At 71.8% G+C, this 13,509-nt stretch carries 8 protein-coding genes and 4 pseudogenes; 4 read left to right on the forward strand and 8 right to left on the reverse strand.

The window, feature by feature from the left end; all coding sequences use genetic code 11:
- Positions 1–36: 36 nt before the first annotated feature.
- Positions 37–2,150: pseudogene (locus tag JN350_RS16570) on the reverse strand (alpha-galactosidase).
- Between the two features lie 14 nt (positions 2,151–2,164).
- Entirely contained in the window at positions 2,165–3,148 is a 984-nt protein-coding gene (locus JN350_RS16575) for a magnesium and cobalt transport protein CorA (protein ID WP_240347381.1), read from the reverse strand.
- A gap of 490 nt (positions 3,149–3,638) precedes the next feature.
- Between JN350_RS16575 and JN350_RS16580 the strand changes: the two genes are divergently transcribed.
- Positions 3,639–4,439: a tryptophan-rich sensory protein gene (locus tag JN350_RS16580; RefSeq protein WP_205462871.1), complete on the forward strand. Its 801-nt coding sequence runs from the start codon at positions 3,639–3,641 to the stop codon at positions 4,437–4,439.
- 251 nt (positions 4,440–4,690) lie between these two features.
- Here the strand turns inward: JN350_RS16580 and ald are convergent, their stop codons facing one another.
- The 4 genes and pseudogenes from ald to JN350_RS16600 all read right to left on the reverse strand — a co-directional run bounded on the left by ald (position 4,691) and on the right by JN350_RS16600 (position 9,329).
- The gene (ald, locus tag JN350_RS16585; RefSeq protein ID WP_205462872.1) at positions 4,691–5,791 is read right to left on the reverse strand and encodes an alanine dehydrogenase; all 1,101 of its coding nucleotides are present in this window, start codon (positions 5,789–5,791) and stop codon (positions 4,691–4,693) included.
- Positions 5,792–5,919: 128 nt separating this feature from the next.
- Positions 5,920–7,306, reverse strand: a pseudogene (locus tag JN350_RS16590) (FAD-binding oxidoreductase).
- A gap of 52 nt (positions 7,307–7,358) precedes the next feature.
- Positions 7,359–8,318, reverse strand: coding sequence for an AraC family transcriptional regulator (locus JN350_RS16595; RefSeq protein WP_205462873.1), 960 nt, complete (start codon positions 8,316–8,318; stop codon positions 7,359–7,361).
- A 48-nt stretch (positions 8,319–8,366) separates the two neighbouring features.
- The gene (locus tag JN350_RS16600; RefSeq protein ID WP_240347382.1) at positions 8,367–9,329 is read right to left on the reverse strand and encodes a sugar-binding domain-containing protein; all 963 of its coding nucleotides are present in this window, start codon (positions 9,327–9,329) and stop codon (positions 8,367–8,369) included.
- Positions 9,330–9,520: 191 nt separating this feature from the next.
- Here JN350_RS16600 and JN350_RS16605 point away from each other — a divergent pair.
- Positions 9,521–11,262 (forward strand): annotated as a pseudogene (locus JN350_RS16605) (glycerol-3-phosphate dehydrogenase/oxidase).
- A gap of 147 nt (positions 11,263–11,409) precedes the next feature.
- Here the strand turns inward: JN350_RS16605 and JN350_RS16610 are convergent.
- Together JN350_RS16610 and ykgO are read right to left on the reverse strand one after the other, a co-directional pair.
- Positions 11,410–12,065: pseudogene (locus JN350_RS16610) on the reverse strand (histidine phosphatase family protein).
- Between the two features lie 28 nt (positions 12,066–12,093).
- Positions 12,094–12,216, reverse strand: a complete 123-nt coding sequence (gene ykgO / locus JN350_RS16615) for a type B 50S ribosomal protein L36 (RefSeq protein WP_022905672.1) — start codon at positions 12,214–12,216, stop codon at positions 12,094–12,096.
- A gap of 57 nt (positions 12,217–12,273) precedes the next feature.
- Between ykgO and JN350_RS16620 the strand changes: the two genes are divergently transcribed.
- Together JN350_RS16620 and JN350_RS16625 are read left to right on the forward strand one after the other, a co-directional pair.
- Positions 12,274–12,957 carry a hypothetical protein gene (locus JN350_RS16620; protein ID WP_205462874.1) on the forward strand — a complete coding sequence of 228 codons (684 nt, stop codon included), beginning with the start codon at positions 12,274–12,276 and terminating at the stop codon, positions 12,955–12,957.
- Complete coding sequence (locus tag JN350_RS16625) at positions 12,954–13,301, forward strand: CobW C-terminal domain-containing protein (protein WP_205462875.1); 348 nt, start codon at positions 12,954–12,956, stop codon at positions 13,299–13,301. Before JN350_RS16620 ends, JN350_RS16625 begins: the two co-directional genes overlap by 4 nt.
- The last annotated feature ends 208 nt before the right edge of the window (positions 13,302–13,509 follow it).

The following is a 13,509-nucleotide window of genomic DNA, read 5'->3' on the forward strand; positions in this document are numbered from 1 at the left end:
CACCGGCACCGGGCCTCCCGGTCGTCCCATCTGCCGTCAGACGGCCGTGAGACGGAACGGGACCACGCAGTCGGCGGGCATGAGCGGCGGGTGCAGGCCGACCGTGCCGAGCACCCGACCGCTGAACACCCGTGCGCCGCTCCACCAGTCCGGTCGGACGATCCCGTGCCCGTCACCGACCACGATCGGGTCGACGCGGTGCGAGACGTCCGGGTCGAGGTCGCGGAACGTGACCCGACCGGTGCCGGACACCTCGGACCGCCCGATGCTCGCCAGGAAGAAGACCGCCTGCTGCCGGTCCGGTGTGACCGTGCCGTACACGAGCCGGGAGTCGTCGACCTCGTCCATCCGCACCAGGTCGCCGCCGTGCAGCAGCCCGCGCAGCTCCTTGTACAGCGCGATCCACTCCGCCAGCGACGCCGACTCCTCCGCCGTCGCCTCGGTGAGGTCCCACTCGATGCCCAGGTGCCCGACGAGCGCGGTACCGGCCCGGAAGGCCAGGTCGTGCACGCGGCCCGTCGAGTGGTTCCTGCCGCTCGCGATGTGCGCGCCGAGGAGTTCCGGGGGCAGGAGCTGCTGCGTCCACCGGTGCATCTGCTGCCGCTCGAGGGGGTCGATGTCGTCGGACACCCAGACGCGGTCGGTGTGCTCGATCACGCCGAGGTCGACCCGTGCGCCACCCGACGCGCACGACTCGATCTCGAGCGTCGGGAAGCGATCCTTCAGGGTCGCCATCAGGTGGTACGTCGCCAGGGTCTGCTCGTGCACCGCCGCGCCGCCACCGGGGAACCCGGCCTCCACCAGGTCGCGGTTGTGGTCCCACTTGACGTACTCGATGCCGTACTCGCCGATGATCGCCGTCATCCGTTCGAGCACGTGCTCGTACGCCTCGGGGATCGCCAGGTCGAGCACCTGCTGGTCGCGGGACCGCATCGGCAGTCGGCCGCCCGCCTGCATGATCCACTCCGGGTGGGCGCGGGCGAGGTCGCTGTCCTCGTTCACCATCTCGGGTTCGAACCACAGGCCGAACTCCATGCCGAGGGCCCGGACGCGGTCCACGATCGGCCCGAGCCCGTCGGGCCAGACGTCCTCGTCGACGTACCAGTCGCCGAGCCCGAGGTGGTCGTTCCGGCGCCCGCGGAACCACCCGTCGTCGAGCACGTACCGCTCGACGCCGAGGGCCGCGGCACGCTCCGCCAGGTCGGTCAGCCGGGCGAGGTCGTGGTCGAAGTACACGGCCTCCCAGACGTTGATCGTCATCGGCCGTGGGGTCGTCGGGTGCTGTGGGCGGCTGCGGAGCCACCGGTGGAAGCGTCGGGCCTGGTCGTCGAGCCCGTCACCGTGGGCGAACCACACCCACGGACCCTCGTACGTCTCGCCCGTGCCGAGCCGGACCTCGCCCGGCAGCAGCAGTTCGCCGCCGCCGATCACCTGGCGCCCGGTCGACAGGCGTTCGGCGTGGTGCCGGTGGTTCCCGCTCCACCCGGTGTGCACGCCCCAGACCTGACCGCCGGCGAAGCCGAAGCCGGGCTCCCCACCGTCAGGACGGTCGCGGCGTCGGCACCGGTCCGGCCCTTCCGGCTCTCGCGCTGGTGGGTGCCGACGACGAGCTCGCGGCGCTGCGGAGTGCGTTCCTTGCCCCATCGACCGGCGAAGTCCAGGACTTCGCGCGCACCGGACGGGATCGGCATCGCCACCGTCAGGTCGTCCACCGTGTAGACGCCGTCGGCGGTGTTCGTGACCGCAGCCCGGGCACGGACGAGTCCGGAGACGAGCACCTCGATCGTCAGCCGGACGGCGAGCCCCGCGGTGTCGTCGGCGGCCTCGGCGGTGACGGTCGAGTCGGTCACGTCGAGCGACCGCACGGTGAACGCCGGCGACCAGTCGTGGCCCTCGCGGTGTCCGGCCAGGCCGGGTCGTCCGCTCCACCCGCGGTTCGGCTCGGGCAGCACGGCGACACGGACGGGGTCGTCCATCTCGTTCTGGGCCACGGGGGCGACGTCCGCGTCGGCGAGTGCGACGAGCGCGTCGTCGTCGAGTGGCCCGAGGGCTGCTCCCCAGTGCACCACCACGGGCAGCGCGTGGTCACGGCAGTCGAGGACGAGGGAGACGCCCCCGGCGGTCAGGTGGACGAGGTCGTGCGAGGTCACGGCCCCAGTCTTCCTCAGAACCAGCGCTTGACCTTGAACACGACCCACAGGATCGCGGCGAACAGGATCATCCCGACGATCGACAGCGGGTAGCCCCAGGTCCACGTCAGCTCGGGCATGTGCGTGAAGTTCATGCCGTAGATGGCGGCGATGAGCGTCGGGGCGAACAGGATCGCCGCCCAGCCGGAGATCCGCTTCGTGTCGTCGTTCTGCTTCTGCGCCGCCAGGGTGGAGTCGACGGTCAGCGCGTTCTGCAGCAGCTGCCGGAACGTGTCCAGCCGCTCCACCGTGCGGATGGCGTGGTCGAGGACGTCACGGAACCGGCGCTGCATCTCGATCGGCAGGTGGTACTTCTCGGCGCCGCGGTGCAGGTTCTCGATGATGTGGATCAGCGGGCGGGCCGCGCGCTGGAAGTCGACGACCTCGCCGAACAGTTCGTAGATGCGCCGCGAGACCCCGGCCTCGCCCGCGAACAGCTGGTCCTCGATCTGGTTGATGTCCTCTTCCAGCCCGTCGATCACCGGCACGTAGCCGTCGACGATCGTGTCCATGAGCGCCCAGAGCTGCGCCTGCGGTCCGACCGTCACCAGGCCGGGCTTGCCGCTCATCCGCTGCAGCGCTCGCGGGACGGTCGGCTTGCCGCGCGGGTCGGCCTTCACCACGACGAGGAAGAAGTCCTCGCCGACGAAGGCGTGCACCTCGCCGAACGCCACCTCTTCCTGCCCGTCGTTGTAGAGCGCGGGCTTGAGGACCACGAAGAGCGTCGAGCCGTACCGCTCGAGCTTCGGCCGCTGGTGCCCCTCGGCGGAGTCCTCGACCGCGAGCTCGTGCAGGCCCAGGGCGACCGCGACGTCGCCGAGCTCCTGCGCGTCCGGTTGGTACAGCACGATGCACGCGCTCGCACCCTGCTCGTCGAGCATCCGGAAGGTGTCGTCCAGCGACGGACTCGCCATCGGGGCGATCCGGTCGACGTACACGGTGTTCATCTCGACGCTCACGCGACCACCGTACGGCTCAGCGGAGCGAGCGGTAGCGCGCCGTCCCTTCGGGGGCGAACAGGACGGTGCCGTCGGCCGTGACGAAGAGCGCGAAGTACCCGTCCACGATCCGATCCGCCGCGACGTCCAGCGCGAGCCTCGCGCCAGCCCGACCGTTCGAGGGACCAGACCACGTCGCCGGACGCCGAGTCGCGGAGCGCCGCTGCCGCGTGGGTCGAGACGTCCTCGACGCGTACGGGTCGCCACCAGCCCGCCTTCGACAGCCGCTGCTCTGCCTTGTCGTGGCGCCCGCGGGTGAGGAGTCCGTCGATCCGGTCGGCGTGCTGCTGCGTGGCGATGGCGACGACCGCTTCGACGAGGGAGACCATGCGACCTGTCTACGCCGCGCCGCGGATGCCCGCCGTCCCCGCAGCCTGAACGCACGCTGCGCGCCCGAACCGACCACCCGCCTACGGTTCAGGTCATCAGCATGCTGACGAAAGGAACGGTCATGAAGAGGATCTGGAAGCGCATCGCGGTCGCCGTGAGTGCCGTCGTCGCGGTGGTCGGGGCGTTCGTCGGGTCCGGAGCAGCCGGCGGGACGCCGATCCAGGACGCTGCCGGCGGCGCGCTGTCCGCGTCGTCGACCGCCATCGCACCGGACGGCCCGGCGTTCTCGATCTGGAGCGTCGTCTACGTCGGCCTCATCGCCTACGCGATCCGCCAGCTCTTCCGCACGTCCGACGACGCCCGGCACGCGACGCTGGTGGTACCGGCGATCCTGTCGCTGCTGCTCAACGCGGCGTGGATCCTGTCGGTGCAGTTCGGGTTCCTGTGGGCGAGCGAACCGATCATCGTGGCCCTGCTCGCGGTGCTGGTCTGGACGTTCACGATCCTGCGGCGGACGAAGCCCTCCGGCGTCGTCGAGGCGATCGTCACCGACGGCACGTTCGGCCTCTACCTCGGGTGGGTGTGCGTCGCGACGGCGGCGAACACGGCCGCGGTGCTGACCGCAGCGGGTTTCCGGGGCTTCGACCTCGGGCAGGACGTCTGGGGTGTGCTCGTCGCAGCGGTGGCCGGGCTCGTCGGGCTCCTGTTGGCGGTGTGGGGACGGGGCCGTCTGGCGCCGATGCTGTCCCTGGCCTGGGGGCTGGCGTGGGTGGCGGTCGCCCGACTCGACGGTCCGCTGGTGTCGACGCCGACCGCCGTCGCTGCGGTCGTCGCAGCCGCCGCGGTCGTGGTGGTGACGGTCGCCGTGCGGGCGCGGGCGGGCTGGTCCGGCGCGCGTGGGCTGGCGGCGCGCACGGCCTGAGCGGCGGGTCGGTCCGCCGCGGTCCGCCGCGGTCCGCCGCGGTCCGCCGCGGTCCGCCGCGGTCCGTGCCGGCAATGCGACACTTCTCGCGGCGCCGAGCCGTTCGGTGCCGCGAAAGCGACAGTCTGCCGCGGATGTTCTGCGGCAGACTGTCGCTTTCGCGTTCAGCGGCCGGGCCGGGCCGGGGCCGGGGCCGGGCCGGGCCGGGCCGGGGCCGGGGCCGGGGGCCGGGGCCGGGGCCGGGCCGCGGCCTACCGCGGGGACGCCACGAGCCCGTGCGCAGCCGCCACGGCCTCGTTCGTGACCTGGCCGGCGTGCACGTTCAGCCCGAGGGCGAGCGACGGGTCGGCGGCCAGCGCTGCCTCCCACCCGTGGTCGGCGATCGCGACGGCGTACGGCAGCGTCGCGTTCGTCAGCGAGATCGTGCTCGTGCGCGGAACGGCACCGGGCATGTTCGCCACGCAGTAGTACACGGTGTCGTGCACCGCGAACGTCGGGTCGTCGTGGGTGGTCGGGTGCGAGCCCTCGAAGCAGCCGCCCTGGTCGATCGCGATGTCGACGAGCACCGATCCCGGCCGCATGTCCGCGACCATGGCGTCGGTGACGAGCTTCGGCGCGGACGCCCCGGGGATGAGCACGGAACCGATCACCAGGTCGGCGTCGCGCAGGGCCCCAGCGATGGCGTGCGCCGACGACCGCAGCGTGGTGATGCGTCCGTCGAACCGGGCGTCGAGCGCACGCAGCCGCGGCAGGCTGATGTCGAAGACCGTCACGTCGGCCCCCATGCCGAGCGCCATCGTCGCGGCGTGCTCGCCCGCGACACCACCGCCGATCACGACGACGCGGCCCTTCGGCGTGCCGGGCACCCCACCGAGCAGCAGTCCGCGTCCGCCGTTCGTGCGCATCAGGTTGAAGGCGCCGACCTGGGCGGACAGCCGTCCGGCGACCTCGGACATCGGCGACAACAGGGGCAGCGAGCGGTCCGGCAGCTGCACGGTCTCGTAGGCGATCGCGGTGGCCCCGGAGTCGATGAGTGCATCGGTCAGGGGACGGTCGGCCGCCAGGTGCAGGTACGTGAAGAGCACCTGGCCGGGGCGGATGAGCGGGTACTCGGACGCCACCGGCTCCTTGACCTTCAGGATCAGCTCGGCGCGCGCCCAGACCTCGGCGGCGGTGTCGACGATCTCGGCGCCGGCGGTGCGGTACTCGTCGTCGGGGAACGCCGATCCGGTGCCGGCACCGGCCTGCACCAGGACCTGGTGGCCGTGCAGCGCCAGCTCGGCCACACCCGCCGGGGTGGCCGCCACGCGGTACTCGTTGTTCTTGATCTCGGTGGGGACGCCGATGCGCATCGCAGACTCCTTCGTGGGTGGTGCTCTCGTCCACACCATTCAGCGCCGGATTCGTTGCGGTGATGTTACGGCCGAACATCCGGATGAGCCAGCGCGAATCCGTGCGATGAGATTCGGTTGTCGACCGCTCAGAAGACCTTACCCGGGTTCAGGATGCCCGCCGGGTCGAACACCCGGCGGATCCCCCGCTGCAGCTCGAGGACGTCGTCGCCGAGCTCGTCGCCGATCCACCGACGCTTCAACACCCCCACGCCGTGCTCGCCGGTCAGGGTCCCGCCCAGCTCGATCGCCGCCCGGAACATCGCATCGGCGGCGTCCCAGACGTGAGCAGGCACCTCGTCGCCGTCGAAGACGAAGTTCGGGTGCAGGTTGCCGTCGCCAGCGTGCGCCACGGTCGGGATCGAGACCCCGTGTTCGCGGCCGATCTCCTCCACGCGGGCGAACATCTCGGCGAGTCGGCTCCGCGGCACAGCGACGTCCTCGATGAGCACCCGGCCGCGCGACTCCATCGCGGCGTGGAAGGACCGACGGATCGTCAGCAGGCGCTCGCGTTCCGCCGCCGACCCGGCAAGCTGCACGGTTCCGCCCTCTGCCTGGAGGCGCGGCACGGCTCCCAGCGCGGCCTCGGTCGCGCCCGGGCCGTCGAACTCCACGAGCAGGAAGACCCCGCCCGCAGCGGTGCTCCCCACCGTCTCGACGATCACCTCGGGTCCCAGGTACGCCGCGATCCCCTCGAGGGCCAGGGCATCCAGCAGCTCGACCGTCGACGGCCGATCCGCTCCCGCCACCACGGCCGCTGCCGCGGCCGCCGCCTGCTGCACGGTCGGGTAGACGGCCCCGAGGGTCGCGGGCTCCCCGCCGGGATCGGGACGAGTCTGACCGTTGCGCCGACGATGACGCCGAGCGTGCCCTCGGACCCGACGAGCAACGCCGTCAGGTCGAGACCGGTCACCCCTTGACGGTGCGGTGGCCGGTCGACACGAGCCGGCCGTCCGCGAGCACGACGTCGAGTCCGAGAACGGCCTCGCGGGTGACGCCGTACTTCACGCACCGAAGGCCACCGGCGTTCGTGGCGATGTTGCCGCCGATGCTCGCGATCGCCGCACTCGCCGGGTCCGGTGCGAAGCGAAGCCCGTGCTCGGCGGCGACGGCGTTCAGTGCGCCGTTGAGCACCCCGGGTTCGACGACGGCGAGTTCGTCCTCGACGGACACCTCGACGATGCGGTCCATCCGCGCCACGCTGAGCACGACCGTGCCCGCGGTGCCGTTCGCGCCCCCGCCAGGCCGGTGCCGGCGCCGCGCGGGACGACGGGGACGCCCAGGGCCGAGCAGGTCCGGAGTGTCGCCTGCACGTGCTCGACGGTGCAGGCCTCGACGACGGCGACCGGACCGCCGGGAGCGATCCAGCCGGACTTGTCGGTCCGCGCGGCGTCGAGCCTCGCCCGGATCGGTCCGGACGACGGTGCCGTCGGGGTCCTGCAGGGCGGAGCGGAGCGCGGCGACGACGGTGTCCATGTCGTCACGCTACCGCCGCCGGGTGGACTCCCCGGCTCGGTGCCCGCGGCGGTCAGCGCGTGCGGAGCGACTCGCTCGGCAGCTCGCCGAACCGGGCACGGTACGTCGCCGAGAACCGCCCGAGGTGCCCGAAGCCCCACGACCGGGCGACGTCGGCGACCGAGGTCTCGTCGCGCGTACCCCCGAGCAGGTCCGCCCGCGCACCGTCGAGCCGCACGCCGCGCAGCAGGTCGCCGGGGGTCTGGTCGAGGTGCCGTCGCAGCGACTGCTGGAGCCCGCGCGGGCTGAGGCCCGCGGCCGCGGCGATCTCGGGTGTGCCGATGGGCTCGCGGGCGTGCTCGTGCACGAAGTCGAGCGCCCGGCGGACCCGGCCGTGCTCCGGACCGCCGCCGGCCACGGTCGACCGCCAGCGGTCGCGCTGCGGGAACGCACGGATCGCGGCGGTCGCGAACGCCTCGGCGATGTCGCGCTGCGCGATCGGGTCGAGGTCGTGGTCGACGTCGAGCCACGTCGACGAGTACGTCCGGACCACGTCCTGCCACACGGCTGTGCCCGCAGCCGTCGGACGCTGCATCGACTCGAACGCGAAGTCGTCCTCGCCGACGAGCGACCGCACGAAGTCGCGGTCCAGATGGACGAGGTTCAGCGCGATGTCGCGGTGGTGCAGGGAGTACGGCTCGGCGAACGGCAGCACGACGGGCACGCCGGCCTCGAGCTCCCAGGTCTCGCCGCCACAGGTGATCCGGCTGGAGCCACTCCGCATCCAGGCCACCAGGAACTCGTCGTCGACCTGGCTCTCGCTGCGCAGGTCGACCATGAACCGCGACGACCGCAGCGACATCCGGTCATCGCCGACGCCGGCGAAGTCCCAGTGCGCCGTGGGGCGGGTGCGCCGGACCGCGGGTGCCCGGAAGTCGTAGTCGCGCCCGAAGAAGGCGAGCGCCTGGTCGACGTCAGTGCCGACCACGCGACGGGAGTACCGACCGCCCGGCCGGTCCATGGAGAGCGTCATGTCCGAGAACCTACGACGGACCACCGACAACTCGCGACACATCGCGATTCAGGGCTGCAGGATCGCCTGCCCGACGCTCTCGTCCAGGATCAGGTCGGTGATGAGACCGGACGCCAGCGCACCCCGCAGGGACGCTGCCTTCGACCGGCCTGCGACGACGCAGACCCGACGCGGAGCGCGCTTAATGGTGTCGAGGTCCGGCCCGCCGGCGCGTGCGTTCACGCCGATGTCCCGCCACGACCCGTCGGCCCGGTAGAACACCGTCGAGACGTCGCCGACGACCTGGGCCTTCGTGAGCTCGTCGCGGTCAGCGGGGTCGAGGTAGCCGCCGGAGTACACGTGCGACGGCACCGGGGCCTGCGGGGCGCCCACGCCGAACACCACCAGGTCCATCCGCTCGTGCAGGTCGAGCACGCGCCGGATCGAGCGCTCCCGGAACAGCGCCTCCTTCGTGGCCGGGTCGTCGAAGAACGCGGGCACCGGGAACTGCTGCACGAACGCGCCGTAGGCCTCGCCGAACCGCCGCAGGATCTCCGAGGCGTAGACGATGCCCGTGGTCCGGGTGTTCGCGGCGCCGTTGATCTGCACGACGGTCGACCCGTGCGTGGTCTTCGGCACCAGGTACCGGCTGACCGCGCTCACCGTCGAGCCCCACGAGATCCCGATCACCATGTTCGACTCGACGTACTGCGTCAGGATCCGGGCGGCGGACAGGGCGACCCGTTCCAGGCGGTCGACGTCGCTCGTGTGGTCCGGCACCGGCACGACGTGCGCGTGCACCCCGAACCGCGAACGGATGCTGCGGCTCAGCGCGGCGGCCTGGTCCAGGGGCGAGCGGATCTGGATGTCGACGAGACCGGTGTCCCTGGCGTACTTCAGCAGCCGCGACACCGAGGAGCGTGAGGTCGCGAGTTCGTCCGCGATCGCGTCCATCGTCAGGTCCTGCAGGTAGTACAGGTGGGCGGCGCGCAGCGCCTGCTGCGTGCGCATGGGCTGAGCCGCATCGCTCATGGTGCTCCGATCTGTCGAACGCAACCATGCACGGACGTGCACGGCCTCTGCAACCCCTGTCGCGCCTCCCGGCCCCCGGATCGGAGCGCACGACACGTGTGCTGCACGTTCGTGCACGCAAGTTGCCCGACCTCCCAAACCGGCGCACGATCGATCCTGACCACGAGAACCGACGAAGGAAGCGACGAACCATGTCGAAGAAGACACAGCCCCGGAACACGGTGACCGCCCTCACCGAGCGCCCGAACGCGCAGGTCCTCGTCGTCGGCGGCGGCATCAACGGCATCGCCACGTTCCGCGACCTCGCACTGCAGGGCGTCGACGTCGCCCTGGTCGAGCGCGGCGACTACGCCTCGGGTGCGTCCGCTGCGTCGAGCCACATGATCCACGGCGGCATCCGCTACCTCGAGAACGGCGAGTTCCGCCTGGTGCGCGAGAGCGTGCAGGAGCGCAACGGCCTCATCCGCATCGCCCCGCACTACGTCAAGCCGCTGCAGACGACGATGCCGATCTTCTCGACGTTCTCCGGCATCATGAACGCTCCGCTGCGCATGCTGACGCACAAGCAGCGCTCCACCAAGGAGCGCGGCGCCATGCTCATCAAGATCGGCATGACGATCTACGACTCCTTCTCGCGTGACGGCGGCTCCGTCCCGAAGCACGTCTTCCGCACCAAGAAGGCCGCGCTCGAGGACATGCCCGCCCTCAACAAGGACCTGAAGTACACGGGCACCTACTACGACGCGAGCGTGCACGAGCCCGAGCGCCTGGCCCTCGACGTCCTCAAGGACGGCATCGCCGCGGGCACCGGGACCGGCTCCGCCGCGACCGCCCGCGCGACGAACTACGTCGAGGCAGCCGGCACCCGCGACGGCGGCGTGCTGCTGCGCGACCGCGAGACCGGCGAGGAGTTCGCGTTCACCGCCGAGGTCGTCATCAACGCGTCCGGCCCCTGGACCGACCTGACGAACGAGGCGTTCGGCGGCGAGACGAAGTTCATGGGCGGCACGAAGGGCTCGCACATCGTCGTCCAGAACGACGAGCTGCTCGAGGCCACGAAGGGCCGTGAGCTGTTCTTCGAGAACGACGACGGACGCATCGTCCTCATCTACCCACTCAAGGGCCGGGTCCTCATCGGCACGACCGACATCGACGCCGACCCCTCGAAGCCGGTCACGACGACCGACGAGGAGATCGACTACTTCTTCGGGCTCGTCAAGCACGTGTTCCCGCAGATCGACGTCACCCGCGACCACATCGTCTACAGCTACTCGGGCATCCGCCCGCTCCCCGCCACGAGGACACCGCCCCCGGCTTCGTGTCGCGTGACTACCGGATCGTGGACACCCAGATCGCCGGGCTGCCGGACTCGACCGTGCTGTCGCTCGTCGGTGGCAAGTGGACGACGTTCCGTGCCCTCGCCGCACACCTGTCGACCGAGGCCACCACGAAGCTCGGCATGACCCGCAAGGTCGACACCACCGGCATGCCGATCGGCGGTGGCAAGGAGTTCCCGACCACCGACGCGCAGCGCGCCCTGTGGATCACGTCACACCGTGACGGCCTGGACGAGTCCCTGGTCGAGGGCCTGCTCGAGCGCTACGGCACCCGTGCGGCCGAGGTCGTGGACGTCCTGACCGACGGCCCCGTCGAGGCCCTCGAGTCCGACCCGTCGCTCACCCGCGCCGAGGTCGCGTACTTCGCCGAGCACGAGCAGGCCGTCCACCTGGTCGACGTGGTGCTGCGCCGAACGAACCTCGCGTTCGTCGGCGGTGTCACGATCGACCTGCTCGACGAGCTGGCCGACGTCCTCGCGGGAGCGCTCGACTGGACGCCCGAGGAGCGCGCGGACGAGGTCCAGCGCACGCTCGACGTGCTGCGCGAGGCGCACCGCGTGATCGTGCCGCTGACGTCGGCGTCGCAGCTCGCGTAGTACACGCAACGACAGACAGACAGACGGGAGGCGCGGTGCCAGATGGCACCGTCCCTCCCGTCTCGGCCGTCACCCCGCTGGCGCGGTGCGCCGGTACCGGCGGGTGGGGCCCACCTCCCGTCCGTCACGCGGTTGCGTTCTCGTGCGTCAGTAGCGCTCGCCGGTCGGGTCCAGTGCGGTCCGGTCGATGAGCTGGTCACCACCGATCGGCTCACCCTCCCAGTCGACCAGGTGCCAGCCGTCGGCGAAGGACCCCTCGAGCTCGACGATGCCGGTGTTCTCGAGGTGGCGCTTCGTGCCGAAGTGGTCCGGGGTGTTCTGTGCGGCCGCGCTGGCCCACGTGCGGATCGCCGCCCCGTGGCTGACGGCCGCTGCGACCTGCACTCCCGAGGCCTCGATCTGCCGCACGGCGTCGTCGTACCGCTCGAAGAACTCGAGCCCGCTCTCCGCCCCGGGCATCCGGGTCGTGCGGTCCCCGCCGGACCAGCCGTGCACGGTGGAGATGTACAGCTGCACGGACACCGTGTCGCTCTTGCCCTGGGTGTCGCCGGCCTCGATCTCACGGAGACCGGGGAGCACGACGGGCTCGAGCCCGAGCGACGCCGCCAGGGGTGCCGCGGTGATCTGCGTCCGCACCATGGTCGAGGCGAAGAGCCGCTCGATCCCCGGTCGGCCAGGGCTGCCGGCAGGGCGTCCGCCTGCTGCTGGCCGAGCTCGGTCAGTCCGGGTCCGGGCACCACGGCGTCGAGGACACCGTTCACGTTCGCGGGGGTCTGGCCGTGGCGGATGAGCAGCAGTCGCATGGATCCACCCTACGGAAGGCCGCCGACGTCAGCCCTGGCGAGTGTTCCAGCGGGGGTTCTGCTTGTTGATGACGTAGACCCGGCCGCGGCGCCGGACGACCTGCGAGCCGGGGATCTTCTTCAGTGCCTTGAGCGAGTTGCGGACCTTCATGGTTCTCCTCCGTCGGCGCTCTCTTGTTGAGAACGGTTTTCAGGTAGGGTACCCGACATGCGTGCTGCTGCCATCACCCTCGTCACCGCCCTCCACGAGGTCGACGCCGACCGCGTCGCCGCCCGGATCACCACCGGGCACCGGATGCACGTCGACGGGAGCGCCTTCGCAGCGGCCCGCGCGGTCGCCGAACGGGCCGACCACCTCGACCGCGTGTGCGGCCCCGACGCCGACCACGGCCTCGTCGTCACCTTGCGACCCGGCTCCGACGCCCGCGCCGTGGGCATGATGCTCGCGAACGCCGCCCGGAGCGAGACCGGCGACGACCGGGTGCTCCGACACGTGGTCGGGGTGCTGCGCGCCGACGACGTCGCCCACCTGCTGTGGTCCGACGTCGACGACGCGTTCGTGGCCGCCGACCGGGTCGCATCACTCGCCGAGTACGCGACCGTCATCGCGCTCGACCGTCTCGCGCCACTGTCCCTGCGCCGCCGTCGCGCACTGGTCGCACTGCTGCACCGGCTCGCGCCGCAGGCCGTGATCGTGGCGCTGCCCGCACTCCGGACCGCGCGCGACCTGCCCGCGTCGAACGGCGGGGCCGCTCGGGTCCTGGCCTCGGGCGCCGGGTGGATGCGCGCCCTGTCGAGCGGCGCCGACACCGGCCGGGACGCCCGCGACGACCTGGTCGCGATGCGCTACCGGGAGCCGCTGCCGTTCCACCCCGGCGACTGGCCACCGTGATCGAGCGGGACCTGGCCGCCGGCAGCTCGGGCCGGGTGCTGCGCTCGAAGGGGTTCTTCCGGCTCGCCTCACGCCCGGACCACGTCGGCTCGTGGTCGAGCTTCGGGGCGATGCTCGCGCTCGACCCCACCGCGAACCCGTCGTGGGACGCCGACGCCCCGATCGGGCAGGCGCTGTGGTTCGTCGGCGAGCGGCTCGACGTGCGGGCGATCGAACGAGCCCTCGACGGCGCGCTGCTCACGCCGCCGGAGCTGCTGGCCGGGCCGGACCTGTGGCGCGGGTGGGCGGACCCGTTCCCCGTGTGGCCGGCGGTGGACCCGGCGTCCGAGCACCGGCACGAGTGAGGGCGGGAGCGGCTGGGGCGCGTGCGTGCGTGCGTGCGTGCGTGCGCATCTTCCGACAGAACACGAGTCGATCGACGCGTGGATCGTCGCACCATGCGCACGCATCCGGTGCGTGCGCATCTTCCGACAGAACACGAGTCGATCGACGCGTGGATCGTCGCACCATGCGCACGCACAGACGGGAGGCGCGGTGCAGGTCGGACCTGCA

The organism is Curtobacterium sp. 24E2 (genome assembly GCF_016925595.1).
Classification (GTDB): domain Bacteria; phylum Actinomycetota; class Actinomycetes; order Actinomycetales; family Microbacteriaceae; genus Curtobacterium.